27 protein-coding genes are annotated in these 23820 nt (G+C 65.0%); 14 read left to right on the forward strand and 13 right to left on the reverse strand.

Annotation, left to right across the window (positions count from 1 at the left end):
- Nucleotides 1-55: 55 nt before the first annotated feature.
- Both QJT82_RS03830 and QJT82_RS03835 read right to left on the reverse strand, forming a co-directional pair.
- Nucleotides 56-1219 (reverse strand): acyl-CoA dehydrogenase family protein, encoded by a 1164-nt coding sequence (locus tag QJT82_RS03830; protein WP_028344871.1) that lies wholly within the window; start codon nt 1217-1219, stop codon nt 56-58.
- 235 nt (nt 1220-1454) lie between these two features.
- Nucleotides 1455-2132 carry a nitroreductase gene (locus tag QJT82_RS03835; protein WP_028344870.1) on the reverse strand — a complete coding sequence of 226 codons (678 nt, stop codon included), beginning with the start codon at nt 2130-2132 and terminating at the stop codon, nt 1455-1457.
- Between the two features lie 150 nt (nt 2133-2282).
- Here QJT82_RS03835 and QJT82_RS03840 point away from each other — a divergent pair, with 150 nt between their 5' ends.
- A complete protein-coding gene (locus QJT82_RS03840) occupies nt 2283-2531 on the forward strand; it encodes a hypothetical protein (RefSeq protein WP_028344869.1) in 249 nt (82 codons plus the stop codon).
- Nucleotides 2532-2656: 125 nt separating this feature from the next.
- Here QJT82_RS03840 and QJT82_RS03845 read toward each other — a convergent pair whose 3' ends face one another.
- Nucleotides 2657-2902, reverse strand: coding sequence for a PilZ domain-containing protein (locus QJT82_RS03845; protein WP_028344868.1), 246 nt, complete (start codon nt 2900-2902; stop codon nt 2657-2659).
- Between the two features lie 70 nt (nt 2903-2972).
- Nucleotides 2973-3941: an AraC family transcriptional regulator gene (locus tag QJT82_RS03850; protein ID WP_245288946.1), complete on the reverse strand. Its 969-nt coding sequence runs from the start codon at nt 3939-3941 to the stop codon at nt 2973-2975.
- A 312-nt stretch (nt 3942-4253) separates the two neighbouring features.
- Between QJT82_RS03850 and QJT82_RS03855 the strand changes: the two genes are divergently transcribed.
- Genes QJT82_RS03855 through QJT82_RS03865 form a run of 3 tightly spaced genes read left to right on the forward strand, consistent with a single transcriptional unit; the run spans nt 4254 to nt 5903 of the window.
- Nucleotides 4254-5363, forward strand: a complete 1110-nt coding sequence (locus QJT82_RS03855; protein WP_028344867.1) for a DUF2336 domain-containing protein — start codon at nt 4254-4256, stop codon at nt 5361-5363.
- An 8-nt stretch (nt 5364-5371) separates the two neighbouring features.
- Nucleotides 5372-5674, forward strand: coding sequence for a PilZ domain-containing protein (locus QJT82_RS03860; RefSeq protein WP_028344866.1), 303 nt, complete (start codon nt 5372-5374; stop codon nt 5672-5674).
- A gap of 37 nt (nt 5675-5711) precedes the next feature.
- Nucleotides 5712-5903 carry a hypothetical protein gene (locus QJT82_RS03865; protein WP_028344865.1) on the forward strand — a complete coding sequence of 64 codons (192 nt, stop codon included), beginning with the start codon at nt 5712-5714 and terminating at the stop codon, nt 5901-5903.
- 28 nt (nt 5904-5931) lie between these two features.
- Here the strand turns inward: QJT82_RS03865 and QJT82_RS03870 are convergent, their stop codons facing one another.
- Nucleotides 5932-6807 carry an MBL fold metallo-hydrolase gene (locus QJT82_RS03870; RefSeq protein WP_028344864.1) on the reverse strand — a complete coding sequence of 292 codons (876 nt, stop codon included), beginning with the start codon at nt 6805-6807 and terminating at the stop codon, nt 5932-5934.
- Between the two features lie 110 nt (nt 6808-6917).
- On the opposite strand from QJT82_RS03870, the gene QJT82_RS03875 reads away from it, so the two are divergent.
- The 3 genes from QJT82_RS03875 (at nt 6918) to QJT82_RS03885 (ending at nt 9578) form a co-directional block, all read left to right on the forward strand.
- Nucleotides 6918-7829, forward strand: a complete 912-nt coding sequence (locus QJT82_RS03875; protein WP_028344863.1) for a dienelactone hydrolase family protein — start codon at nt 6918-6920, stop codon at nt 7827-7829.
- A gap of 65 nt (nt 7830-7894) precedes the next feature.
- Nucleotides 7895-8869: a glycerophosphodiester phosphodiesterase family protein gene (locus QJT82_RS03880; RefSeq protein WP_028344862.1), complete on the forward strand. Its 975-nt coding sequence runs from the start codon at nt 7895-7897 to the stop codon at nt 8867-8869.
- Between the two features lie 76 nt (nt 8870-8945).
- Nucleotides 8946-9578 carry a DapH/DapD/GlmU-related protein gene (locus QJT82_RS03885; protein WP_028344861.1) on the forward strand — a complete coding sequence of 211 codons (633 nt, stop codon included), beginning with the start codon at nt 8946-8948 and terminating at the stop codon, nt 9576-9578.
- A gap of 1 nt (nt 9579) precedes the next feature.
- Here the strand turns inward: QJT82_RS03885 and QJT82_RS03890 are convergent, their stop codons facing one another.
- The gene (locus QJT82_RS03890) at nt 9580-11202 is read right to left on the reverse strand and encodes an ABC-F family ATP-binding cassette domain-containing protein (RefSeq protein WP_028344860.1); all 1623 of its coding nucleotides are present in this window, start codon (nt 11200-11202) and stop codon (nt 9580-9582) included.
- A 158-nt stretch (nt 11203-11360) separates the two neighbouring features.
- On the opposite strand from QJT82_RS03890, the gene QJT82_RS03895 reads away from it, so the two are divergent.
- Nucleotides 11361-11804, forward strand: coding sequence for a DMT family transporter (locus tag QJT82_RS03895; RefSeq protein WP_028344859.1), 444 nt, complete (start codon nt 11361-11363; stop codon nt 11802-11804).
- A gap of 10 nt (nt 11805-11814) precedes the next feature.
- Here the strand turns inward: QJT82_RS03895 and QJT82_RS03900 are convergent, their stop codons facing one another.
- Nucleotides 11815-12519 carry a GrlR family regulatory protein gene (locus tag QJT82_RS03900; RefSeq protein WP_028344858.1) on the reverse strand — a complete coding sequence of 235 codons (705 nt, stop codon included), beginning with the start codon at nt 12517-12519 and terminating at the stop codon, nt 11815-11817.
- Nucleotides 12520-12813: 294 nt separating this feature from the next.
- Between QJT82_RS03900 and QJT82_RS03905 the strand changes: the two genes are divergently transcribed.
- From QJT82_RS03905 to QJT82_RS03920, 4 genes are all read left to right on the forward strand, one after another.
- Entirely contained in the window at nt 12814-13905 is a 1092-nt protein-coding gene (locus QJT82_RS03905; protein ID WP_264641820.1) for a hypothetical protein, read from the forward strand.
- A 144-nt stretch (nt 13906-14049) separates the two neighbouring features.
- On the forward strand, nt 14050-16824 hold the full coding sequence (locus tag QJT82_RS03910; protein WP_028344856.1) for a molybdopterin cofactor-binding domain-containing protein: 2775 nt from the start codon (nt 14050-14052) through the stop codon (nt 16822-16824).
- Entirely contained in the window at nt 16821-17345 is a 525-nt protein-coding gene (locus QJT82_RS03915; protein ID WP_028344855.1) for a (2Fe-2S)-binding protein, read from the forward strand. Before QJT82_RS03910 ends, QJT82_RS03915 begins: the two co-directional genes overlap by 4 nt.
- 11 nt (nt 17346-17356) lie before the next feature.
- A complete protein-coding gene (locus tag QJT82_RS03920; protein WP_028344854.1) occupies nt 17357-17974 on the forward strand; it encodes a hypothetical protein in 618 nt (205 codons plus the stop codon).
- Nucleotides 17975-18089: 115 nt separating this feature from the next.
- Here the strand turns inward: QJT82_RS03920 and QJT82_RS03925 are convergent, their stop codons facing one another.
- The 5 genes from QJT82_RS03925 to QJT82_RS03945 form a co-directional block, all read right to left on the reverse strand.
- The gene (locus QJT82_RS03925) at nt 18090-18239 is read right to left on the reverse strand and encodes a hypothetical protein (protein WP_092086355.1); all 150 of its coding nucleotides are present in this window, start codon (nt 18237-18239) and stop codon (nt 18090-18092) included.
- A gap of 63 nt (nt 18240-18302) precedes the next feature.
- Nucleotides 18303-19121, reverse strand: a complete 819-nt coding sequence (locus QJT82_RS03930) for a tetratricopeptide repeat protein (protein WP_028344853.1) — start codon at nt 19119-19121, stop codon at nt 18303-18305.
- A 32-nt stretch (nt 19122-19153) separates the two neighbouring features.
- Nucleotides 19154-19840, reverse strand: coding sequence for a substrate-binding domain-containing protein (locus QJT82_RS03935; protein ID WP_028344852.1), 687 nt, complete (start codon nt 19838-19840; stop codon nt 19154-19156).
- A 5-nt stretch (nt 19841-19845) separates the two neighbouring features.
- On the reverse strand, nt 19846-20550 hold the full coding sequence (locus tag QJT82_RS03940; protein ID WP_028344851.1) for a hypothetical protein: 705 nt from the start codon (nt 20548-20550) through the stop codon (nt 19846-19848).
- A gap of 198 nt (nt 20551-20748) precedes the next feature.
- Nucleotides 20749-21783 (reverse strand): glutamine synthetase beta-grasp domain-containing protein, encoded by a 1035-nt coding sequence (locus QJT82_RS03945; protein ID WP_024581543.1) that lies wholly within the window; start codon nt 21781-21783, stop codon nt 20749-20751.
- Nucleotides 21784-22322: 539 nt separating this feature from the next.
- Between QJT82_RS03945 and QJT82_RS03950 the strand changes: the two genes are divergently transcribed.
- Complete coding sequence (locus QJT82_RS03950; RefSeq protein WP_028344850.1) at nt 22323-22535, forward strand: DUF2735 domain-containing protein; 213 nt, start codon at nt 22323-22325, stop codon at nt 22533-22535.
- A 90-nt stretch (nt 22536-22625) separates the two neighbouring features.
- Here the strand turns inward: QJT82_RS03950 and QJT82_RS03955 are convergent, their stop codons facing one another.
- The gene (locus QJT82_RS03955) at nt 22626-22937 is read right to left on the reverse strand and encodes an MliC family protein (RefSeq protein ID WP_028344849.1); all 312 of its coding nucleotides are present in this window, start codon (nt 22935-22937) and stop codon (nt 22626-22628) included.
- Between the two features lie 85 nt (nt 22938-23022).
- Here QJT82_RS03955 and QJT82_RS03960 point away from each other — a divergent pair, with 85 nt between their 5' ends.
- Complete coding sequence (locus QJT82_RS03960; protein WP_028344848.1) at nt 23023-23766, forward strand: tyrosine-protein phosphatase; 744 nt, start codon at nt 23023-23025, stop codon at nt 23764-23766.
- The last annotated feature ends 54 nt before the right edge of the window (nt 23767-23820 follow it).

Genomic DNA, 23820 nt, shown 5'->3' on the forward strand with positions numbered 1-23820 from the left:
TTCGTCGCTGTCGCTCCTCGCAATGACGGTGTTGGTTTGAGACCTGACGAACCGTCTAGCCGCCGCGCAACCCGAGCACGCGGCGGGCAATCGCCTGGCGATGGACCTCGCTCGGCCCTTCGTACACCCGCATCAGGCGCGCCTTCTGCCACAGCGCGTTGAGCGGCAATTCCAGCGTCACGCCGAGCGCGCCGAGCGTCTGCATGGCGTGGTCGCAGGCGTCATAAGCCATCTCGGTCGCGAACACCTTGATCATCGAGGCCTCGTGGCGGATGTCCTCGCCGCGGTCGGTCTTGTCGGCGGCCTCGCGCACCATCAGCCGGCACGCATGCATGCGCGTGGAGATATCGGCGATCCACCACTGGATCGCCTGGCGCTCGGCAAGCTTGACGCCGAACGTCTCGCGCTGTTTGGCGTGCTCGCACATCATGTCGAGCGCACGCTTGGTGATGCCGACGCAGGTCGACCCCATCTCGAGCCGCCGCGTGCGCAGCCGCAGCTGCATCGGCGCGTAGCCCTTGCCGACTTCACCCAGCACGGAATCCTTCGGGATGCGGCAGTCCTCGAACACGATCTCGTAGGTCGAGCCGCCGCCGACCATCGGGATCTCGCGCTCGATGATGAAGCCCGCCGTGCCCTTCTCGACGATGAAGGAGGTGATGCCGCCCTGACGCTGATCGTTGCCGACCCGCGCCATCACGATGATGAAGTCGGCGGCGCGCGCATTGCTGATCCAGATCTTGCGGCCGTTGAGCACCCACTGTTCGCCTTCGAGCACCGCGCGCGTCTTCATGCCCGCGGGATCGCCGCCGGCGCCAGGCTCGGAGATCGCAATCGCCGATGCCATCCGGCCCTCGATATAGGGCTGCAGATATTTCTTCTTCTGCGCATCGGTACCGACCGCCTGCAGCATGCGCAGGTTTGGCGAGTCCGGCGGCAGCACGAACGGCACGCAACTGCGGCCGAGTTCTTCGTGCACCGCAGCCATCGCGCGCGTCGGCAGATCGTGGCCACCGAGATCCTCGGGCGCATCGAGGCCCCAGAGGCCGAGCTCCTTCGAGACGTCGCGCAGCCGCTTGCGCTGTTCCGACGTGAGCTCGGGGTGATCGCTGCCGGGCAGCTTCGATTTCAGATAGTGCGGCTCGAGCGGGATCAGTTCGCGATCGACGAATCTCGCGACGGTCTCGCGGATCATGGCTGTCTGTTCATCATCGCTCATCTGAGATTCCTCGCCTGCGCTGTTGTGCTTCAAAAAACCAGTAGCGCATTTTTTATCGGCGGGAATAGCGGAAACGCGCAGCCGCGCTCACGCTCGCGCGATGGTTTCACGGCGCGGAATTCAATATCCCGCGACGTGGTCGGCGCGTACGCAAATGCGCCGGACACGCCCATGCATCGAGCAGCCGATCGCGCCTCACGAGGTTGTTGCCCCTGAACAAGCGATCGACGCGGCGCTAATCGGCAAAGCCGACGTAGCGGACAAAATCGTTGTTGGCCTCGCGGTCGGAGCGCACTGCGTTGGCGGCAAAGCCGTCGTCGGGATAGCCCATCGCGACGCAGGTCATGATCACCTCGTCTTCCGGGATGTCGGCGACCTCGCGCACGATGTCGGAGCGCATGATGCCCTGGCCGTTGATCACGCTGCCGAGGCCGCGATCCCAGGCCGCCAGCACGATGCCGTAGCAGAGCGCGCCGAGATCGAAATGGCAGACCGCGCCGGGATCGAGGATCCGGTCGTAGGTCAGGACCAGCGACACCGGAGCGTCGAACTGACGGAAGCCGCGCAGCACCCAATCCTGCCGCATCGGCTTGTCGTCGCGGGCGATCCCCATCGCGCCGAACAGCTTCTTGGCGATGTCGACCTGGCGGCCGCGGTGCACGCCCTGGTACTCGCCATGGCTGACGATGTCGCGCTTCACCTTGGCGCCGGCGACCATCTCGTCCATGTTGCGGCGGCGCACTTCCTCCAGCGGCGCCCCGGTCAGGACGTGGACATGCCAGGGCTGGGTGTTCATCGAGGACGGCGCGCGCTTGGCCACCTCGATGATCTCCTCGACAGTCGCCCGCGACACCGGCTGCTTCTTGAACCCGCGCACGCTTTTGCGTGACTGTACCAGCGTCTCGAATTCCATTCCGCGCTTCCCCGATTTTGTTCCGCGCTGCACGCGGAATTTCCTTGATCTGATCGGGGTATTTTATCGACAAAATCGACCATGGGAACTTGATCGGGCCAAGAATCCCGTATCCAATCCGACCACTGGTTTGGTTTAGGGAGAACCCAGATGAAGCGGATTTTCTTGGCGGCCGTGATCGCGACCTTTGCCGCCGGTTCGGCATTTGCACAGGACGCCTCCTGCGAGACGAAGGCGGTCGGCAAGGACGGCAAGCCGCTGGCCGGCGCGGCCAAGACCTCGTTCATGAAGAAGTGCACGACGGATGCCTGCGCGAGCAAGGCGGTCGGCTCCGACGGCAAGAAGCTCGCCGGCGCGGCCAAAACCTCGTTCATGAAGAAGTGCCAGAGCGGCGCCTGAGCCCCTCGCCGACGCCTTTTCACCCCTCATCGGGAACAGACTTCAATCGGGACAGACCATCGGGTCGCGCAGGGCGCGGCCCGAACGGCTATTGGCCGGTGGATCGCCCCTGACGGCGGGCGCCCTCAGAACGAAACGCCGACCCGCACGCCCCTGCGCCAGACCCGCCGGCAACGCTTCCTGGTGTTGCCGTGAAACATTTCGAAACGTTCGGGCAGATCGACCGGCTTCGAGAATTCCAGGCAGGCCCCGCCGGCGGAATAGTCCACCAGCCGGCATTCGATCAGTGGCGCCTTCGGTTCAAGCTGGAGCTTGACCACACTGGACACGCATCCGCTCGGACGAACACGCGCAAATCTCCGGGGATGCATCAGGCCGCCTCTGGTGAAATCGTACCCACAGGCTCGTCGGCGGTCGTTAAGATTCCGTTCAGATCGATGGTTACGAACCGTGTCTGCGGGACGGATCGGCGTCGGTGACGCCCGGACGGCGCGAGGCGGCCAGCGTCTCCGACGGCGCTTCCCCGAACTGCGACCGATAGCTGCGCGAAAAATCGCTCAGGTGCCAAAATCCGTAGGCCAGCGCGCATGTCTTGACGCTCGGCGCACCGGCAAGCAGTTGTTGGCGCACCAGCCAGAGCCGGCGCAACCGCAAATAGCGATGCAGGCTGATGCCCCGGTAGCGCTGGATGGCATCATGCAGCGTGCGCACCGACACGCCGATCTGCCTGGCGAGTTCGCCGCTGTAGATCGGGTGCGCCACGTCGCCTGCCAGAATTGCGCGCGCGTCGTTGAAGACCTTGAACTGGCGCGTCGTGTTGGCCCGCGTCGTCCACTTGGCCGGCACGATCTCGGCGAAGGCGTTGTCGATCGCCGCAAGCAGCGTCTCCTTGATCGACTCGCCGCTGGCGAACGGGGCATCATCGGTCGGCTGCGAGGTCACGAGCAGGATGTGCCTTACCACTTCACGCAGCCGATCCTGCGCGCGTTGAGAAATTTCGTGAATGCTGAAATGAAGACCCGCCTGCGGCCAGCCGCGGTCGACAATCTCCGGCGTAAACATCACCGAAGCATATTGCCGGGGCGTCTCCTCCACCGACGAGTAGAACGCGCCGCCGCCACCGAGCACAATGACCGCGCGATCGCGCTCGACGCCGTTGAAGCGGATCGGGACCCCGTCATCCATCGTGAAGCCGACCGCGGTGGTCTGCGGCGCAAGCTGCGCGTCGACAATCCGCGGAAAGGACTGCGTGTAGTTGAGCTCGCATCCCGGCAAACTCAGGATGACCTGCTCGGCCGAAATCTTCCGTGCAAGTGGCGTGAACTCAACATCCAGATTTCGGATCGAACTCCGGAATGCATCAACATCGTCAAAACGAAAGACTCTCGGCACCGGCAACGGCGCCGTCAAATGACCGCTCCTGTGAAATGCTCTTGAAAAATTGCGCGCGACGCGGCGCCTTGCGCGCCGGCCTCATCAATAACTTCCATGCACAAATTGCGAATCGTCCAATAGGTTCAATCAGGAAAAATGCGGTCCGTTCGTCGAACCGGACAATCCGGCAATGTAACGCGGCTGCCGAATTTCGATAGTCTTTAGCGGGATATCCACCGCCGAGATCGATCCTCCCCATCAATTTCTATACCCCTATTAAAGATTCGGGGAGCAGATTGGCTTTGGGAACGATGATGTTCCTCGTCGCGGACCATTTTAGAGACCGCAATGACAGTCATTGCCTCGCCCGATCTTATTGCCAAGCTCGACCATGTCTTGAGAGCCGGTTCCCCAGACCTCCGCACGCGCATGCTGCAGGAGGTGGCCGGGATGTTTCTCGACGACGCTCACCGTCTCAGCGCGCACCACGTCGAGATGTTCGACGGCATCCTGGTCCGACTGACCGAGAGCGTCGAACTGCGGACCCTGACCACGCTCAGCCGCTCGCTTGCCGATTTGCGCCTGGTGCCGCTGGAACTCGCGCGCCGTCTGGCCAACCATGACGACGCTGATGTCGCCGCTCCGATCCTGCGCAAATGCGAATGCCTCCCCGATGCCGACCTGATCGACATCGCCTGGATGCGGGCCGAGGGACATCTCTGCGCGATCGCAGGACGCAAGGCCGTCAATGCGGAGCTCACGGACATTCTCTTGATGCGGGGCGACAGCAGCGTACTTCGAGTCCTCGCGCGCAATCCCGGCGCCGATCTGACCAGCGCGGGCCTCGCCATGATGGTCGATGCCGCCGAGCGCGACGACGACATCGCCGACGCGCTGATATCGCGCAGCGACCTGCCCCACCGCGTTCTTGTCGACCTCGTGATGCGATCGACGCCGCGCCAACAGGCCCGGCTGCTCAAACGCGCACGCCCCGACATTCAGGACGCGATCCGCGCTGCGATCGACGCAAGCGCAGCCCGCGCCTCCGCAACCCCACCAGCCACAATCGACTATGCGGAGGCGCGGGCCACCGTGCTGGCCTTAAACAGAACCGGGCAGTTGAACGATTCCAGCGTCAACCGTTTCGCGATCAGGCGAGAGGTCCGCAACGTCGTTGCGGCGCTGGCGCAGCTTGCAACCGTTCCGATCGAGACGATCACACCGCTGATAGAAGCCGCCGACATCAGCGGACTCGTGATCGCCTGCCGCGCATCGCGACTGAACTGGAACACGACGGCTGCCATCGTCAGCTACCGGAAGGCCGGGCTGACGGTTGCACCGGATGAGCTGCAGCGCGCACGGGACATGTTTGAAGGACTGGCGCTATCCAATGCGCAGCGCACGATCCGGTTTGGTTCGCTTAGCGAGCTGACCGCGAAGCGCTCCCAGGCGGTGTGAGTGATGCAATGGCATATGGTGACCGCAGGGCGGAACGCGTCAGGCTCGAGACGCGCTATCCCGTCAATCTCATGGGTGTCGACGGCACGTGGCGGCGGAGTTGCATCCTGCTCGACGTCTCGCAGAGCGGGGCCCGGCTCGAGGTCGACGGAACGCTCGATGTGCTGAAGGCCCAGGAGTTCTTCCTGGTGCTGTCCTCGCGCGGACTGGCCTTCCGCCGCTGCGAGCTGGTTCGCGTCGACGGCGCCGAGATCGGCGTGAGATTCATCGAAGAGCGAAGGCGAAAGGGACGTCCCGTGATTCCGAAATGAAGATTCGCGGCGTCAGGCCTGAAGGAAAGTTGACGACATGAGCGTGCAGAGAGCGACCAACATCGCGGTATCGACCGCCTCCGCCGTACCATTGCGCGGGACCATCGAGATCGACTGCGCCGGCACCGTCGCGACGTTTGCGATCGACGAGGAAATGGCGCATCGCCTGTGCGCCGATCTGGAACGGTTCCTGACCCAGGCTCGGCACAAGACCCGCGCAGCACGCTGACCTTGACCTGCTGACGACCGCGCCGCGCCTACTCCCGCTTGAAGCGATAGTCGAAGCGATCGCCGTCCGCCTTGATCAGGCCGACCGTCGGGGTCGGAAAATGGATCGGCAGGATCAGCGTGTCGGTCTCGGCAACCGAGGCAAAGAACTTCCGCCGCGATAGTGCCGACTGCTTCGGGTCCCAATCGGGCTTGGCCGACCATTCCGGCTCGCGGCACTGGATCGCATGGTGCATCAGGTCGCCCGCAACCACCGCGCGCTGCCCCTTCGAGAAGATATTGACGCAGCAATGGCAAGGCGAATGGCCCGGGGTCGGCGTCAGCGTCACGGTGTCGTCGAGCGCATAATCGTCGTCGACCAGCAGCGCCTGCCCGGCCTCGACGATCGGCAGGCAATTGTCGCGGAACACCGTGCCGGGCGGATTGGCTCCCTTGGCGTTCTCGGCCTCCCAGGCCGCATACTCGCCCTTGTGGAAGACGTATTTCGCGTTCGGGAAGGTCGGCACCCAGCGCCCGTCGCGCAGCGTCGTGTTCCAGCCGGTGTGGTCGATATGCAGATGGGTGCAGAACACATAATCGATCTGCTCATAGGAGATGCCGAGCGCAAACAGCTCGTTGCGCCAGCGTTCCTTGCCCGGGAAGTCGAACGGTGGCGGGTGTCCCTTGTCCTCGCCGGTGCAGGTATCGACCAGGATGGTGTAGCGCGGAGTCCGCACCACGAAGGTCTGATAGGTGATCACCATCATGCCGCGCGCGGCGTCGAAGACCTCCGGCTCCATCGTCTTCAGGTGATGTTTGAACACATCGTCGTTGTAGGTCGGGAAGAAATCCTGCGGCCGCCGCCATGGTCCTTCGCGCTCGATCACCGCGTCGATCGTGATGTCGCCGATCCTGATCTGCTTCATGGCTGTTTCGCTCCCGGTTTTTTGCGAAGCGTAGCGGGCGGCACCTCGCCTCACAAGCCGAGCGCCGTGCAGCACGCCATGCGGCTTTGCATTGCTGGCGGGACACAGCCATGCCGCAATTCATCCGAAATCCTGCTCATGCTGCGGGAATGACCCATCGCGCGATTCCGATCGTCCTCCTGATGCTCACGACATTGCCGACAGCGGCGGCGGCCGCGCCCGACACCGTTTTCCTTCGGAGCGCCGACGGCAAGACCGAGATCGTCGGCTACCTGTTCAGGCCGCAAACGCCGGGCCCGCACCCCGCCATCGTGCTGCTGCACGGCCGCGGCGGGCCCTATTCGATCAACGTCAACAGGGACTGCACGCTGGTGTCGCGGACCAATCCGTCGGCGGCCTGCAATGCCGGCAGCCTGTCCAAGCGCCACGCGATGTGGGGACAGTATTGGGCCGACCACGGCTATGTCGCGCTGCTGCCGGACAGTTTTGGCCCGCGTGGCAAGGCGCACGGCTTCGGGCGCTTCACGCATGACGATCCTGATCGCACCGACGTCAATGAAAAGACCGTGCGGCCGCTCGACGCCGAGGGCGCGCTGAGCTGGCTGCGCAGCCAGAAGGAGATCAACGGCGACCGCATCTTCCTGCAGGGATGGTCGAACGGCGGCAGCACCGCGCTGAACGTGATGCAGCGGCAGGGCGCGGCAACGTCGGGCTATCGCGCCGCGCTCGTGTTCTATCCGGGCTGCGGGCCGGCGGCCCTGCTGGCGCAGACAATCAAGTCCGGCGCACCGATCACGATGCTGCTCGGGTCGGACGATGAGGAAGTATCGCCCGACCGCTGCCGGGACGTCGCCAGCCGCTCCGTTGCGGCCGGCAGCAAGATCGACGTCGTGGTTTATCCGGGTGCCACCCACGATTTCGACGATCCCGGCCGCGGCCGTCAGTCGAATCCCGCCAACAGCGCAGCACTCCAGGACGCGATGGTGCGGGCGATTGCCGCAATCGACGGCTTGAAGGATTAGGCCGCCGCAAATCGACCCCAAACGCCCCCTAGGCGGAGCGACGATCCAGCAAGGAACCGAGTCGCTTGGGCAGGAAACTGAAATACGCGGCAGCGGCGATCGTTGCCGTCGCCGCCGGAATCTACCTCAACAACACCACCCTTCTCGCAACGCATGCCGCCGGCAAGCCGGTGCTGCTCGCCCATCGCGGCATGGCGCAGCGTTTCGACGAGCGCGATCTCAGGAACGACACCTGCACCGCGGCGCGCATGCTGCCGCCGACCCATGACTATCTCGAGAACACGATCCGCTCGATGCGGGCGAGCTTCGAGCGCGGCGCCGATATCGTCGAGCTCGACGTCCATCCGACGACCGACGGCGAGTTCGCCGTGTTTCACGACTGGACCGTCGATTGCCGCACCGACGGCCAGGGCGTTACCCGCGAACAGCCGATGGCGCGGCTGAAGATGCTCGATATCGGCTATGGCTACACCGCCGACGGCGGCAAGACCTTCCCGTTCCGCGGCAAGGGCATCGGCCTGATGCCGTCGCTGGACGAGGTGCTCAAGACCTTTCCGGATCGCCGGCTCCTGATCAACGTCAAGAGCCGCGATCCCGCCGAGGGCGAGAAGCTCGCAACGGTCTTGAACCGGCTCCCCGCCGAACGGCGCAAGCTGATCATGGTCTATGGCGGCGACGAGCCGATCGAGACGATCCGGCGGCTTTCGCCGGAGACCCGGACCATTTCGCGCGCGGCGCTCAAGAGCTGCCTCGTCCGCTATATCGGCTATGGCTGGACCGGCATGGTGCCTGATGCCTGCCGCAACGCCATCGTGCTGGTGCCGATCAACTACGCGCCCTGGCTCTGGGGATGGCCGGACCGCCTCCTCAACCGCATGGCCACGGCCAACAGCGCGGTCTTCGTGCTCGGGCCTTATCAGGGCGGCGAATTCTCGACCGGGGTCGACGATGCCGATCTGTTCCGGCGCCTGCCCGAAAGCTATTCCGGTGGCATCTGGACCAACGAGATCGAGACCATCGCCCGCCTCACCGGGCGCTAGCTGCGGCCTCCTCCTGTCATCTCTCCGTCATAGAAATTGTGCGACTGAAGCGGCTCGTCGCATCGAGGACAACGCTATGAACGCACCGAGCCTGACCCGCCCCAAGATTGCCGAAACCGTCATCGAGCCGACGGTCAAGCTGCGGGAGGTCAAGATCGGCCGTTGCTGCGAAGTGCTCGGCGACACCGCGATCGAATACACCGAGCTTGGCGACTACTCCTATCTCGGCAGCGGCTGCATGGTCGCCGACGCCGTGATCGGCCGGTTCTGCGCGATCGCGGCTCAGGTCCGGATCGGCGCGCCCAATCATCCGCTCGAGCGCCCCTCCCAGCATCGCTTCACCTACTGCCCGGAATACTACACGGCCTCCGCCCAGCGCGATCATGGCTTCTTCAGGAACCGACGTGCGGATCGCGTCGTGATCGGAAACGACGTCTGGATCGGCCACGGCGTGATCGTGCTGCCCGGCGTCACCGTCGGAGACGGCGCGGTGCTGGCGGCCGGCGCGGTGGTCTCGCGCGATGTCGCGCCCTACACCATCGTCGGCGGCGTGCCGGCCCGTCCGATCAAGGAGCGGTTCAACCGCAAGATCGCCGCCGAGCTGTCGCAGATCGCCTGGTGGAACTGGCCGGCTGAGACCATCTGGGAGCGCCTGCCGGAATTCCAGTCAGGCGATGTCGAGGCGTTTTGCGCGCGGTGGAGAGCTTGAGCTAGCTCCGCAGTCCCGGCGCTTCCTGGCCGGTACGCGCGACATACTCAGTGTAGCCGCCGCCATATTGGTGGATGCCGTCAGGCGTCAACTCGAGCACGCGGTTGGAGAGCGCCGCGAGGAAATGCCGGTCGTGCGAGACGAACAGCATCGTGCCCTCGAACTCGGAGAGCGCTGATATCAGCATTTCCTTGGTGGCAAGATCGAGATGGTTGGTCGGCTCGTCCAGCACCAGGAAGTTCGGCGGATCGAACAGCATCTTGGCCATCACCAGCCGCGCCTTCTCGCCACCCGACAGCACCCGGCACTTCTTCTCGACGTCGTCACCGGAGAAGCCGAAGCAGCCGGCGAGCGCGCGAAGACTGCCCTGGCCGGCCTGCGGAAACGCGTCCTCCAGCGACTGAAACACGGTGCGCTCGCCGTCGAGCAGGTCCATCGCATGCTGGGCGAAATAGCCCATCTTGACGCTGCCGCCGACCGCGACCGCGCCATCGTCGGGCTCGGTTGAACCGGCGACCAGCTTCAGCAGCGTCGACTTGCCGGCACCGTTGATGCCCATCACGCACCAGCGCTCCTTGCGACGGATCATGAAGTCGAGGCCGTCATAGATGCGCTTGCTGCCATAGGCCTTGTGGACGTTCTTCAGGCTGACGACATCCTCGCCGGAGCGCGGCGCCGGCTGGAATTCGAACGCCACCGTCTGCCGCCGCCGCGGCGGCTCGACCCGCTCGATCTTGTCGAGCTTCTTGACCCGGCTCTGCACTTGGGCGGCGTGCGAGGCGCGCGCCTTGAAGCGCTCGATGAACTTGATCTCCTTGGCGAGCATCGCCTGCTGCCGCTCGAACTGCGCCTGCTGCTGCTTGTCGGAGAGCGCGCGCTGCTGTTCGTAGAACTCGTAATTGCCGGAATAGGTGGTGAGCTGGCCGGCGTCGATCTCGACCACCTTGTTGATGATCCGGTTGATGAACTCGCGGTCATGCGAGGTCATCAGCAGCGCGCCCTCATAACCCTTCAGGAACTGCTCGAGCCAGATCAGGCTTTCGAGATCGAGGTGGTTGCTCGGCTCGTCGAGCAGCATGACGTCCGGACGCATCAAGAGGATGCGCGCCAGTGCTACCCGCATCTTCCAGCCGCCGGAGAGTTTGCCGACGTCGCCGTCCATCATCTCCTGGCTGAAGCCGAGACCTGCCAGCGCTTCACGCGCGCGGCCGTCGAGCGCGTAGCCGTCGAGTTCCTCGAATTGATGCTGCACCTCGCCATAGCGTGCGATGATGTCGTCCATCTCGTCGGCCTTGTCGGGGTCGGCCATCGCGGCCTCGAGTTCCCTGAGCTCGGCCGCGACCACGCTGACGGGCCCTGCCCCATCCATTACCTCGGCGACCGCGCTGCGGCCGGACATCTCGCCGACATCCTGGCTGAAATAGCCGATCGAGATGCCGCGATCGAGCGAGACCTGACCCTCGTCCGGGATTTCCCGGCCCGAAATCATCCGGAACAGCGTGGTCTTGCCGGCGCCGTTCGGCCCGACGAGGCCGATCTTCTCGCCCTTCTGGAGCGCCGCGGAGGCTTCGATGAAGAGGATCTGGTGGCCGACTTGCTTGGAGACGTTATCGAGGCGGATCATGCTCTAATACTGGGAACTGAGGGTTTGCGGCCTCTTATTCGATCTGGGACACGGGTGGAAGCCCATTCCGCAGGTTCGTGCCGCGTTTCGTGCATGCCACGATCGTTGCCAATCGAATATGACATGAAGCGGTTCGATGATCGGTTTTGGGGCATCTTATGCAAGTCTGGTTTCTCTATCTCCTCGCGCTTGGCGCCGGCATCTGCGTCGCCGTTCAGCAGGTCCTGAACGGCAATCTCAGGTCCGCGCTCAACTCGCCGGCCTGGGCCGGGCTCGTCAGCTATCTCGGCGGGCTCGTGACGATGGCGGTCGTGCTGGTCGCGACGCGCGAGCCGGTGCCGTCCTGGAAGCTGATGACGGCTGTGCCGTGGTGGGCCTGGAGTGGCGGCGTCCTCGGCGGCATCTTCATCCTGTTGATGATCCTGCTGCTGCCGCCACTCGGCGCCGCGACCCTGCTGGCACTGGTGGTTGCGGGTCAAATGCTCGCGGGCATCGCGATGGACCATTTTGGCCTGTTCGGGTTGGCGCAGCACCCTGTGTCGGTGTCACGGCTGGCCGGCATCGCGCTGATCATCGGCGGCGTGCTTTTGATCAAGGATTGACGGGCTCTAGTCAGGCGCGGCGCATCAGCCGCAATTCGGCGGACAGGCGAAGGCTGCGCTTGCCGGCCAGCGCGATGCCTTCGAGCTCGGCACCGTCCGTACGGCACGAACCGGCAAAGCCGATGCCGACTTCATAACCGCCGAACAGCGGGTACTCGCCCTTCGCCGGCGTATGCTCCTGGTTGACGATCTCGCCTCGCCAGCGGCCATCCGCGGACGAATACGAACCGAGATAATAGAAGAACGCATCGCCGCCGAGGATGCGGCCGTCCATCAGCAAGATGACCCCGGTGAGCCCGGCGTCGACACCGTCGAGCGCGCGGAGATGGATGGAGTACAGTCCGTTGACGATGCCGCCGGGACCGACTGCCCCGCGCGGCGGCAAGGCTTCGTCGTCGAGCGGCGCCAAATTCGCCCAGAACACGCCGTCCGGCATCGCGTCGGCCTTGCCCTCGAGCAGGATGGTGGAACCCTCGCTCCTGCCGCGCACCTTGATGACGGTGACGTCGGCGCCCATCAGCGGCTTGAAGTTCGAATCGTCATTGTGGCGCTCGGTGATCACCTCGGCGGCGATCTCGCCTTCCGTCACCTGGTAAGTACCGAGATGCGCAAAGGCCGAATTGCCGCCCAGCATCTTGCCGTCATGCATGCACATGATGCTGCGGCCGAATGCGCCGTTGATGCCGTACTCGACCTTGTAAAGTCCGTTGAGCACGCAAAAATCCAAAACAAGTCGGATCGTAGCCATGTCGTTCTGTGAGCCAAGGAGTTGCCAGACATATTTGTCTTCCTAAGACCGCTTGGCCTCCGACTTGCAATGTCCGGGTGTGGACAGCAGCCGATTCGTCGCTTAGCTGTAGGCACCGTCCGCGTCGTGTTGCGTCACACGGGATCTGATCTGCCGATCCTCTACTCTCCCAGTTCATTGTGTCCAAGCATTTGCGCATTCCGCCAATGGTCGCGCGGCCGCACCCGGCCTCGACACAGGCGAGGCTTCGAGGAGCATCACATGATCAATCGCTTTGGCCTGGCCGCCGCGCTGGCGCTGCTGCTCGGCAGCGGCGGCACAGCCTCGGCGCAGTCGCTGCCCGACTATATGGGGCCGATCTCCGGTAAGACCTCGTCAACGCCGGCCGACGTCGCGACCAAGGACGTGCTCGCGCTCAACACCGGCATGTTCGAGCTCTATGGCGATGCGGCGCGGATCTTCCAGAAGAACATCCTCGACAAACACCCCGTGATCCTCGGCCTGTTCTCCGGCGCCGACGGCCGTCTGATCCTGTACCGGCCGGGCAAACCGCCGACCGAAGCACCGCAGGTGCCGATCGTCTATCAGCTGCTCAAATCGGTCGGCCACAGCACGATGGCGCTGGCCGAGGTGGTCGGTCCCTATGTCAACAATCCCGACGACAAGGCATGGCGCGGGTCGATGCAGGCCTATCGCAGCCGGATGCAGTCGGCGCTCGACGGGCTCGATGCCACGCCGATGCAGGCGGACTGGCGCGACAACAACCGCGCCATCCTCAAGAACAACATCGCCTTCATGGATGAATGCCTCGCCGCCGGCGCGATCCCCTTCGCGACGCTCGAGGCGTTCGGCAAGAAGCAGGCGCCGCTGCTCGCCAAGAACGTCGCCTGGGCCGCGCAGACCCAGGTCGCGCACTGGATGACGGTCATGGCCGACTGGAAGTCGCAACTCGGCGCCGACTGGGACAAGACCTACGGCGCGAGCAACACGATCTATGTGGCGCGGCAGAACAACGTGATCTTCAGCGTGCTGGCGCAGTTCTTCGGGCCTGACGCCATCAACAGCCGCCTGATGCTGATCGAGACGATCTCCTTCACCACGACACCGTCGGACATGCTGGAGTCGCTGACCCGGATCATCGCGGACCGCTCGGTCGGCGCGCTGTTCTTCGGCAGCTATCACCTGATGGACTATGAGCTGATGGGGGGCGATGCGCGCGAGGCGATCATCGCCGAGACCAAGAAGCGCGGCATGACGGCCTTCCTGCCGCCGCTGGTGCCGTTCGGTTCCAAGCAGTGGCCGACGCTGATCACGCCAGGTCCTGGACCGGCCACCATCGCCGACCTCAAGTGAGGCCAAAGCTACAGTGAGGCGGCTACGACCTATTGCGGCGTTGCGGTTGCGCTCGCTTTGCCGCAATACTTTCGCGTGTATTGCACAAATTGTTAAACCCCGGCGCGATATGCCGTCGTCGAGGTGTCGATGAAAGATCAGACCATGCGGCCTTCGCGACGCGAATTCGTGAAGTGGTTGTCGACAGGCGGCATCTCGGTCAGCCTGTCGCATCTGGCGCTGGCGAAGGAACCGGCTTTCGCTAGCCGCGAGACGCTGCCCGGGCGCGGCCATTTCAACCCGGCGGAAAAGGGCGTCGGCCGTGTCGACGGCGTGGCCAAGGTCACCGGCGCAAAGCTCTACGCCTCCGACTTTCGCGCCGCCGACATGCCGGGCTGGCCCGCGACCACCGCGCACGCCATCCTGGTCCGCGCCGATGACGCAACGCATGTCTATGCCGGCATGGACCTCTCCCGCCTCGATGGTCCGGCAAAGCCGTCGGTTATCGTGACCGCTGCCGATCTCGACCGGATCGGCACGCGGGTCCCGGAATTCTACACCGGCGACCTGTTCTGCCCGGTCGGCAAGACGCCGCTCTATCTCGGACAGCCGGTCGCGCTGTTGATCTTCGAGCAGTTCGACGCCTTCGACCGCGCGCGCCTCGCGCTGCGCGACGGCGGCTTCGTCAAATTCGGCGACGAGACCGGACCGGTCATCCTGCCGAACTACGGCGCGTATCGCTTCACGCGCGTGGCGGGCGCCACGCCTGACGCGCCCGACGTCTATTCGCCGATCCTGGCCGGCTGGGTTTCGCCGAGCCGCATCCAGAACGCGGCGTTGCCGGTCTGGCTGCCGCTCGCCAAGGAGACCAAAGCCGACTACGCCAAGGCCGCGACCCATGGCGAAGCGATCCGCGCCCAGCTCGCCAAGGACGATCCGACGCAGCTCGTGCTCGACCGCGAGTTCGAGACCCAGTCGGTCGATCCGATGTTCCTCGAGCCGGAGAGCGGTCTCGCCTGGTACAGCGACAACAGCGGCAATCTCGAACTGGTGCTCGGCGTGCAGTCGCCCTATGAGGCGACCGAGTCGATCGCCTTCATGCTCGGCAAGGCCCGCCCGCCGTTCCGGCCCTCGCACATCAACGCGCAGTTCGCCCATGTCGGCGGCGGCTTCGGCGGCCGCGACCATACCCCGTTCGTGCTTTACGTGGCGCTGGCGGCGATGTTCTTCCCGGGCCGGCCAGTGCGGCTGGCGCAGGACCGCTACCAGCAATTCCAGGGCGGCATCAAACGCCACCCGATCAAGATGCGCTCGCGGATCGGCATCGATCGCGCGAGCGGCAAGATCACCGCGTTCGCCGCCGACCACGTGCTCGACGGCGGCGGGCTTGCCAACTTCTCGGCCAATGTCGCGGTCGTCGCCGCGACCGCCGCGATCGGCATCTACGACATCCCCAAGGTCGACGTCACCACCGTGGCGCTGCATTCGCGCGGCGTCACCGCAGGCTCGATGCGCGGCTACGGCACGCTGCAGACCATGACCGCGCTCGAAGTCCTGATCGACGAGGCGGCGAGCGAGCTCAAGGTCGATCCGATCGCGTTCCGGCGCAACAACGCGCTGAAGCAGAACGGCCGGACCATGACCGGCAATCCCTATATCGTGTCGGTGCGCACGCCTGACATCCTCGACAAGCTCGAGACGCATCCGATCTGGCGGCAGCGCGCCGACTTCAAGCAGAAGGCGCCGGAGGGACGGCTGGTCGGCACCGGCGTCGCCTGCGTCACCAAGGATTACGGCTCGGGCGCGGATTGCTCGCTCGGCCGGGTCGAGATCGATCCCGAGGGACGGATCGCGATCCATTGCGACCACGTCGAGATGGGCAATGGCATCGGCACCGCGCTCGCCAACCGGGTCGCTAGCCATCTCGGCGCCGTCGCCGACGAGGTCGCCGTCTCCCGGGTCGACAGCTATGACGCGCTTGGCCTTGTCACCTCGGGCGATCCCTACACGATGGATCAGAAGACCCAGGATCTCGCCGAGAAGAACTCGCGCTGGGTACCCGCGATCAGCTCGGCGACCAGCGCCTCGATCGGCGCCCATGTCGGCACCCACTCGTCGGCCGAGGCGGCCCGCGTCATCTTCCGCTTCGGCCTGTGGCCGGCGGCGCTCGAGCTCTGGCACATCGGCAAGGCCGATCCCCGCGCCCGGCAATGGGACAGAGCGCGCTGGCAGGACGGGCAGCTCGTGCTCGATGATCTCGCACCGCTGCCGTTGGCAAAGCTTGCCGCGACCGCGCATACGCGCGGCTTCGTCACCGGCGCGATCGCGCACAGCTTCTCGCGCTGGGCCTGGTCGCGCGCCCGCTTCCCGCTGTTCGGCGAACAGTACCGCGCCGAGATCGACGCGCTCGCTGTTCGTCGCGGCCGGAGCCGGTTCGAGCGGATTGACCGAACAAGCGTGAAATTCCCGCCGACCGACAACAACCGGATCGGCACCGCCTACACCTCGATGTGCGGCACGCTGGTCCGCGTCGAGATCGAGCGCGCGACCGGCAGTTTGCGCATCGCCAAGGCCTACAGCGTGTTCGAATGCGGCCAGGCGCTGGTGCCTGAAGTGGTGCTCGGCCAGTCGCATGGCGGGTTTGCGATGGGCGTCGGCTACGCGCTGCTGGAAACCCTGCCGCCGTTCGAAGGCGGGCCCGGCAACGGGCAGTGGAATCTCGGCCAGTACCTGATCGCGCGCGGCTCCGATCTGCCGTTGCACGATCTCGAGATCGAGATGCTGCCGCCGCTGACGCCGGACGAGCCGCCGAAGGGCATGGCCGAGGTGGTGATGATCCCGATCGTGCCGGCGCTGCTCAACGCCATCAACGATGCGACCGGCCACCGCTTCCGCTCACTGCCGGTGACAACGAGCCTGCTCAAGGGAGCGCTGGCGTGACGACGCTCAACCTCACCATCAACGGCCAGAAGCACGGCCCGATCGAGGTCCGCGACGACCTCTCGATGAACGATTTCCTTCGGGAAATGCTCGGGATGACCGGCACCAAGTTCGGCTGCGGCGCCGCGCAATGCCTGAGCTGTGCCGTCATCATCGATAATCCCGACGGCACGAGCTACACCACCCCGACCTGCATGGTGCCGGCCGCGAATTTCGACGGCAAGGCGATCCGCACCGTCGAGGGCCACGCCAGGGACGGCGAGCTGTCGGCGTTGCAGCGCGCCTTCATCGATCACTTCGCGTTCCAGTGCGGCTATTGCACGGCCGGCTTCCTCAACGAGGGCCAGGTGCTGCTCGAACGGCTGGCGAAGACGCCGGTGGCGCGGGACCAGCTCGAGAGCGTCATTGCGGATGCGCTCGACGGCCATCTGTGCCGCTGCACCGGCTACATCAAGTATCACCAGGCGGTGCGCGACGTGATCCTCGCCGATTCCAAACGCTATCTGACCGCCAACAAGTGAGCGCGCGAGCAATGCCATCGGAAACGCGGTTTCGGATCGTTGCAGTGCTGACGGCGCTCGCGACCAGCCTGTGCGCAGGCTACGCGGCGTCGGAGAGCGCGAGCCATGCCCTCGCCCCGCCGGACAGCTTTGCCGGCATCGAGAATGTCGAGCAGCGCTCGGCGGCGATCTTCACCGAGCTCGGCAAGGTTCTGACGCATCCGCGCTGCACCAATTGCCATCCCGCCGACGACAGCCCGCGGCAGGGCGATATCAGCCGCATGCATCAGCCGCCGGTGACGCGCGGTGCGGACGGCCACGGCAAGGACGCCATGCGCTGCTCGATCTGTCACCAGCACGCCAATTTCGATCCCGGTCGGGTGCCGGGCCACCCGGAATGGCACCTTGCGCCGCGCGAGATGGCATGGGCCGGCAAGACCGTCGGCGAGATTTGCGCGCAGATCCGCGACCCCGCACGCAATGGCGGCCGCAAGGTCGAGGAGCTGATCGAGCATATCGGCAAGGACACGCTGGTGGGCTGGGCCTGGCATCCCGGCTTCGGCCGCGCACCGGCACCGGGCACGCAGGCGCAGGCCGGCGCACTGGTCGAGGCCTGGGTGAAAACCGGCGCCGCCTGCCCGCCTCCGTAACGACGCAGCGTCCGAACTAAAGCATGATCCGGAAAAGTGCGAAGCGGCTTTCCGAAAGATCATGCTCAAACAAAGAGCTAAAGCGCGACGACGATTTACCCAAATCTCATCGCGCTTAGTGGCGCTTGAAATACTGCACGTCGCGCTCGTGCTTCTCCGCCGCCGCGCGCGACTTGAAGGTGCCGAGATTGCGGCGCTTGCCGGTCTTCGGATTGACCTTGCGGGAATAGAGCCGGTACTCGCCAGAACTTAGTTTGCGGATCATCGCAGCGCCTCGCCAATGCCATTCGCATGTCAACGACATGCCGCGGCGAGCGTTCCAGTTTGATTAGAAGCAGAGATTGGTCACGGCATTGCCGCGCTTGTCCTTGATGACATAGGGACAGCGGGCCCGCTCCAGCGCCTTCTTGGCATCCTCGTCGCCGAGCGCCGCCGCCCGCTCGTAATAGGCCTTTGCGGCATCGCTATCCTTCGGGCCGCCGCGGCCGGCCTGCGCGAAGGCGCCCATCCGCTCCAGCGCGCCGGGATGGTTCTGCGCGGCGGCCTTCTCGAACAGCGCCCGCGCGCCGGCATCGTCCTGCGCGCCGCCCTTGCCTTCGGCCAGCATCATGCCGAGCTGGTACTGCGCTTCGGCATTGGTCTCGGCGGATTTGGCGAGCAATTCGCGCGCGCGTGCCGGATCCGCCGCCGCACCGCCGCCGAGCGCGGCGAGATTGCTGACGCCGCGCACGTTGCCGGCCTGCGCCGCGCGCTCGAACAATCTGCGCGCCTGCGCCTCGTCCCTGGCGACGTCGGTGCCGTTGCCGTAGAGCACGCCGAGCTCGACCATCGCCGATGTCGAGCCCTTGTCGGCCGCCTTGCGCCACGCGCTTGCCGCTTCCGCCGTCTGCCGGTTGGCGGCATAGGCCCGGCCGAGCTCGTACATCGCGCGGCGCGACGATCGTGCGGCCACCGCGCAGTACTTGATCGCGGTCGCGATGTCGGCCGACGCGATGTCGGGCACGCCCTTTACGTCGGCCGGCTTGTCGGGATCGGTGGGATCGGCGGCAAGCCGGTCGCACAGCACGAGGTCGGCCGATTGCGCATGGGCAAGCACGGGCGCGGCCAGCGCCACAGCGAAGACAATCGCGTGAAGTGGTTTGAACATGACCAGCAGGTTGCGTCGCGGTGCGGGCGAATTCAAGGCTCGAGCCCGGTCTCGCGCAGCACCGGCGCGACGTCAGCCGACGACAGATAGCGCAGCAGATGATCGGCGGCCGCTGCGCGCTGCGACACTGCCATGCGGCCGGCGGAGAACACCGCCGGGGTCTGCAGATCCAGCGGAATCGGCCCGACGACCTCGATGCCCTCGATCTGCTTCAACTCGCTGATCTGCTGGATTGCGAGATCGGCGTCGCCGCTGACGAGCTTCTCGGCGGTGAAGCCGCTCGGAATGATCACCGCCCGCGCGTTGATCGCCTCCACGATGCCGAGACGCTCGATCAGTTGCGCGAACAGGATGCCGCTGGCACCGAGCCGCGAATAGGCCACCGCCCGCGCACCAAGCAGCGCCGCACGCAGCGCGGCTTCAGTCGCGATGTGGGGATGCGCGGCCCCCGCCTTCACTGCGACGCCGACATAGGAGCGTGCGAGATCGACAGCACTTTCCCGCGCAACGCGGCCCTCGCCGATCATCTCGTCGAGGCCCTCGCGGGTCAGGATCACGAGGTCGGCGCCCTCACCGCCGCGCAGGCGTTCGAGCAGCGCCAGCGTCGGGGCGAAATCTGCGTCGATCACAACGCCGCTCGCCGCCTGATAGGCGGCGGCAAGCCGGGCGACGGCGCCCTTCAGCGCCAGCGTCGAAAGAACGCGAACCGAATTGCCCATCTCGCTCACGCCCGGCGCATCAGCTTGAGCGCGGCCGTGAGGCGCAGGCTGCGCTTGCCGGCAAGCGCGGTCGCCTCCAGCACGGCGCCCTCGGCGTCGCAGGTGCCGGCAAAGCCGATCCCTACCTCGTGGCCGCCAAAGATCGGATTCTCGCCCATCGCCGAAGTGTGCTCCTGATTGAGGATCTGGCCCTTCCAGCGGCCTTTCTCGGAGGTGTAGGTGCCGAGATAGTAGAAGAAGGCGTCGCCGCCGAGGATGCGGCCGTTGTTCAGCAGCATCACGCCGGTGAGGCCGCCGTCGACCCCGTCGAGCACGCGGATGTGGATTGAATAGAGCCCGTTGATAACACCGCCCTCGCCGACCCCGCCGGCGATCGGGATGTCCTCCCCGGTGATCGGCGTCATCACCGACTGGAACGGCACGCCGGGCAACTCCTTCAGCTCGCCCTTGAAGCGATAGAGCTCGCCGTCCGGCCGGCCTCTGGCAATCAGCGTGGCGTCATCGGTACCGGCCATCGCGCGGTAGTTCGGATCGGGGTTGTGGCGGACGGTCTGGATCTCGACTGCGACCTCGTCGCCGGCTTTCTGGTAGGTGCCGATATGGGCGAACGCCGAATTGCCGCCAAGCATCTTGCCGTCGCCGACATACATCACGCTGCGGCCGACGGCGCCGCCGAGTTCGAACCGGACCTTGTAAAACCCCTCAAACAAGCGCCGCGTCCCCGGCAGCCAAGATGCACCCGTTATCTAGCGCGGTTCATAACGCAGCGAAACCGGTTTCGGCGGAACGCCGCCTGCAAAGGGTATCGCTAAATAGCAAAGGTCCGCCAAGGCTGTCGCCTTGGCGGACCCGATTTGCGGTACCGGATGGCTCCATCCGGGTCCGATAGCAGCTTAGGCCGCAGCCATTTAAGCCGCAGCCTTGGCGCCGGTCGGAACCTCGGAGATCGTCTTCAGGATCTGCGAAGCGATCTGGTAGGGGTCGCCCTGGGAGTTCGGGCGGCGGTCTTCCAGATAGCCCTTGTAGCCGTTGTTGACGAACGAGTGCGGCACGCGGATCGAGGCACCACGGTCAGCCACGCCGTAGCTGAACTTGTTCCAGGGCGCGGTCTCGTGCTTGCCGGTCAGGCGCTTGTCGTTGTCCGGGCCGTAGACGGCGATGTGATCCATCAGATTCTTGTCGAAGGCCTTCATCAGGCTCTCGAAGTACTCCTTGCCGCCGACTTCGCGCATGTACTTGGTCGAGAAGTTGGCGTGCATGCCCGAGCCGTTCCAGTCGGTATCGCCGAGCGGCTTGCAATGGAATTCGATATCGATGCCGTAGCTCTCGGTGAGGCGCAGCATCAGGTAGCGGGCCATCCACATCTGGTCAGCGGCGGTCTTGGAACCCTTGCCGAAGATCTGGAATTCCCACTGGCCCTTCGCCACTTCGGCGTTGATGCCTTCGTGGTTGATGCCGGCGGCGAGGCAGAGATTGAGATGCTCTTCGACGATCTTGCGGGCGACGCTGCCGACGTTCTTGTAGCCGACGCCGGTGTAGTACGGGCCCTGCGGCGCCGGATAACCCTCTTCCGGAAAGCCGAGCGGACGGCCGTCCTTGTAGAAGAAGTATTCCTGCTCGAAGCCGAACCAGGCGCCTTCGTCATCCAGAACGGTGGCGCGCTTGTTCGAGACATGCGGCGTCTTGCCGTCGGGCATCATGACTTCGCACATCACCAGCACGCCGTTCTCGCGCGCGGCGTCGGGATAGCAGGCGACCGGCTTCAGCACGCAGTCAGAGCTGTGGCCTTCAGCCTGCTGGGTGGATGAACCGTCAAAGCCCCACAGCGGAAGCTGTTCGAGGGTCGGGAACGACGCGAATTCCTTGATCTGCGTCTTACCGCGCAGGCTCGGCGTCGGCGTATATCCGTCGAGCCAGATATACTCGAGCTTGTACTTGGTCATTGAACCTCTCTGTTGATGATGCAAAACCGTGAGGAACCGAAAGCCAGTCGGCCGCCGCACGCGTACCCGGCCACCATCGGCCGGCTCTTACTAAGCAATTAAAATGCCAGTCGCTGCACTGCGGCGCCCGCCCGGTCGCGGATGTCCACAGCGGACATCGCATTTTTTTCTGCGACATAGCAGCGCGGCTGGCATGCGCCGCGGTCAGTCAAAATCTTCTCTCAGCGCCCTCCGCCGCCCGTTTCTGCAGCAAATTCGGCTACGGCATCGCCTGCCGCTTAATGCGGCGGCAGCGCGATGTGACAGTTCGTGTCCAACGGTCGGGCGCCCTGCAACCACCGTCACGGCTCAAGCGTTGGTCAGCTGCATCCTGCCTCACAGGAAGCAAACCCGAATCTGCCTACGAATTAGCCAAACAATGACTATTTCTTGGTCACTTGCACCCCGCCCAGCCCGGGCCGATATCGAAACTACGGTAACCACACGCGAATGAGTCGGGCGCACCATGGAGGCTCGCTCCGGCCAAAGGAGACTTTGACATGATCACCACGGGCCAAAGCCAAGGACCGATCCAGGGATCGGCAACGATCTATCAATTCCCGGCAGGGGGCCGCGCGGCTCTTGGCGGACGCCGCTACGGCGAGGCGCGGACCGCGCTCGAACTCGCCGCTGAAGTCGAGACCTCGGCCTGCAGCGAGAGCTGGTACCATCAGGCGGCCATCGACGACGCCAAGCCGGGCCGCGATCACTGATGCCGACGCGACAGAGAGGCGTGACGCAAAAACGTCAGACAGCAGCAGAGCAATAACAAGGGTCGGAACGCGAGCGTTTCGGCCCTTTTTTCATGCCAGCTCGCAGGTCGTCGCCGGCCGCCTCGCATGCCGGAGCCTGGCAAGCCCAGCCCGGTTGATCTCGAGCGTGACCCCGCCACCCCTGTAGCGTGTGCCCGTCAGCGACAGGCGCTTCTTCAGCGTCACCGCCTTGCCGTCGAGCTGTAGATGCGCGCGCGTATCCCCGTTGAAGAACCCGGCAATGAACTGCGTGCCGTCGGCACAGCGATAATTCCGGAAGGCGGACTGCGCCGACACGTTCGCGGAACCGAAGAGCTCGAAAAGAATTGCGCCGATGACAATGGCGCCCCCGCGATAAGTCATATTCTCCCCCTGACGGGCCGGTTATAGACCTGTCTGCGCCGCTATTCCTGCGCCAAGACCTCATCAGCTGCAACAGGCCCGCCCGATGTCCGAAGCCCCTGCCCGTCATCTCAATCTCGCCGGCGCCAGCAATTTTCGCGACCTCGGCGGCTACCAGACGCGCGACGGGCGGACGGTGCGCTGGCGCCAGATCTTCCGCTCCAACCATCTTGCGCATCTCACCGAGCACGACGTCGCCGTGGTGCGCTCGCTCGGGGTCAGAAGCGCGTTCGATTTTCGCGGCGTCGCCGAGCGCGCCGAGGCGCTGTGCGGCATGAGCGACGTCACCGTGCATTCGCTCCCTGTCGAGCCGACCGTGGTGGCTTCGCTGCGCGAGATCGCCAGCAACCGTCAGCTCTCCGAAGCCGATGCGATCGACGTGATGCGTGATTCTTACCGGGGCTATGTGCAGGACAACACCGCGCGCTACCGCACGCTGTTCGCCCATCTATTGGAAGACCGGGCGCCGCTCGTGATCCACTGCACCGCCGGCAAGGACCGCACCGGCTTTGCCTGCGCGCTGATCCTGCATGCGCTCGGCGTGTCCGATCAGGTGATCGCGGACGACTATCTCCTGACCAACCAGTTCTACAAACGCGACCCGGCCCACAGCACCGAGCTGCCCGATGATGTCAAGCAGGTGCTCGGCACGGTGCGCGCGGCGTTTCTGGAGGCTGCATTCGAGGCGATCGATGCCGATTACGGCAGCCTCGACGGTTATTTCCGCGACGGCCTCGGGCTCGGCGAGGCCGAGCGCAAGGCGCTTGAAGGCCGCTATCTGCAGGCCTGATCCGTCCGCGCGACAGCGTTTTCGAGCGGAGTGGACACCGGTTCGCGTGAAGAA

Origin of the sequence: Bradyrhizobium sp. Mp19, assembly GCF_029952935.1 — a bacterium.
GTDB lineage: Bacteria > Pseudomonadota > Alphaproteobacteria > Rhizobiales > Xanthobacteraceae > Bradyrhizobium > Bradyrhizobium elkanii.

Excerpts from the sequence above, each read along its gene's own strand:
- QJT82_RS03830 (WP_028344871.1), bottom strand. The coding sequence starts at position 1,219 with ATGAGCGATGATGAACAGACAGCCATGATCCGCGAGACCGTCGCGAGA.
- QJT82_RS03835 (WP_028344870.1), bottom strand. The coding sequence starts at position 2,132 with ATGGAATTCGAGACGCTGGTACAGTCACGCAAAAGCGTGCGCGGGTTC.
- QJT82_RS03840 (WP_028344869.1), top strand. The coding sequence starts at position 2,283 with ATGAAGCGGATTTTCTTGGCGGCCGTGATCGCGACCTTTGCCGCCGGT.
- QJT82_RS03845 (WP_028344868.1), bottom strand. The coding sequence starts at position 2,902 with ATGCATCCCCGGAGATTTGCGCGTGTTCGTCCGAGCGGATGCGTGTCC.
- QJT82_RS03855 (WP_028344867.1), top strand. The coding sequence starts at position 4,254 with ATGACAGTCATTGCCTCGCCCGATCTTATTGCCAAGCTCGACCATGTC.
- QJT82_RS03860 (WP_028344866.1), top strand. The coding sequence starts at position 5,372 with ATGGCATATGGTGACCGCAGGGCGGAACGCGTCAGGCTCGAGACGCGC.
- QJT82_RS03865 (WP_028344865.1), top strand. The coding sequence starts at position 5,712 with ATGAGCGTGCAGAGAGCGACCAACATCGCGGTATCGACCGCCTCCGCC.
- QJT82_RS03870 (WP_028344864.1), bottom strand. The coding sequence starts at position 6,807 with ATGAAGCAGATCAGGATCGGCGACATCACGATCGACGCGGTGATCGAG.
- QJT82_RS03875 (WP_028344863.1), top strand. The coding sequence starts at position 6,918 with ATGCCGCAATTCATCCGAAATCCTGCTCATGCTGCGGGAATGACCCAT.
- QJT82_RS03885 (WP_028344861.1), top strand. The coding sequence starts at position 8,946 with ATGAACGCACCGAGCCTGACCCGCCCCAAGATTGCCGAAACCGTCATC.
- QJT82_RS03890 (WP_028344860.1), bottom strand. The coding sequence starts at position 11,202 with ATGATCCGCCTCGATAACGTCTCCAAGCAAGTCGGCCACCAGATCCTC.
- QJT82_RS03895 (WP_028344859.1), top strand. The coding sequence starts at position 11,361 with ATGCAAGTCTGGTTTCTCTATCTCCTCGCGCTTGGCGCCGGCATCTGC.
- QJT82_RS03905 (WP_264641820.1), top strand. The coding sequence starts at position 12,814 with ATGATCAATCGCTTTGGCCTGGCCGCCGCGCTGGCGCTGCTGCTCGGC.
- QJT82_RS03910 (WP_028344856.1), top strand. The coding sequence starts at position 14,050 with ATGCGGCCTTCGCGACGCGAATTCGTGAAGTGGTTGTCGACAGGCGGC.
- QJT82_RS03920 (WP_028344854.1), top strand. The coding sequence starts at position 17,357 with ATGCCATCGGAAACGCGGTTTCGGATCGTTGCAGTGCTGACGGCGCTC.
- QJT82_RS03925 (WP_092086355.1), bottom strand. The coding sequence starts at position 18,239 with ATGATCCGCAAACTAAGTTCTGGCGAGTACCGGCTCTATTCCCGCAAG.
- QJT82_RS03930 (WP_028344853.1), bottom strand. The coding sequence starts at position 19,121 with ATGTTCAAACCACTTCACGCGATTGTCTTCGCTGTGGCGCTGGCCGCG.
- QJT82_RS03935 (WP_028344852.1), bottom strand. The coding sequence starts at position 19,840 with ATGGGCAATTCGGTTCGCGTTCTTTCGACGCTGGCGCTGAAGGGCGCC.
- QJT82_RS03945 (WP_024581543.1), bottom strand. The coding sequence starts at position 21,783 with ATGACCAAGTACAAGCTCGAGTATATCTGGCTCGACGGATATACGCCG.
- QJT82_RS03950 (WP_028344850.1), top strand. The coding sequence starts at position 22,323 with ATGATCACCACGGGCCAAAGCCAAGGACCGATCCAGGGATCGGCAACG.
- QJT82_RS03955 (WP_028344849.1), bottom strand. The coding sequence starts at position 22,937 with ATGACTTATCGCGGGGGCGCCATTGTCATCGGCGCAATTCTTTTCGAG.
- QJT82_RS03960 (WP_028344848.1), top strand. The coding sequence starts at position 23,023 with ATGTCCGAAGCCCCTGCCCGTCATCTCAATCTCGCCGGCGCCAGCAAT.